This is a genomic window from Mesorhizobium sp. M2E.F.Ca.ET.209.01.1.1, from assembly GCF_004010375.2.
GTDB lineage: Bacteria > Pseudomonadota > Alphaproteobacteria > Rhizobiales > Rhizobiaceae > Mesorhizobium.
Genome location: NZ_SADP02001258.1, coordinates 1 through 286 on the forward strand (window position 1 = coordinate 1; position 286 = coordinate 286).

Below are 286 nucleotides of genomic sequence, written 5' to 3' on the forward strand. Positions count from 1 at the left end.
TCTGGACATTGCCGCCAGCGGCCAAGCCGACCAATTCCTCCATCTCGTCGGTGTCGAAATTGCTGACGCCCCAATGGCGGATCTTGCCTTCGGCCTTCAGCGCCTCGAAGGCCTCGACGGTTTCGGACAGCGGCACGCTGCCCGGCCAATCGAGCAGATAGAGATCGATGCGGTCGGTGGCGAGCCGGTTCAGGCTGCTTTCACAGGCGCGTTTCACGCCGGCGCGCGCGGCGTTTGAGGGCAGCACCTTGGAGACCAGGAAGGTCTCGTCGCGGCGCCCGGCGAC

The 286-nt window shown here is 65.7% G+C and carries 1 protein-coding gene; it reads right to left on the bottom strand.

The features are described from left to right. Nucleotides 1-286 (bottom strand): aldo/keto reductase (locus EN852_RS39970; RefSeq protein WP_135879987.1); only part of this gene is annotated, 286 nt, incomplete at both ends.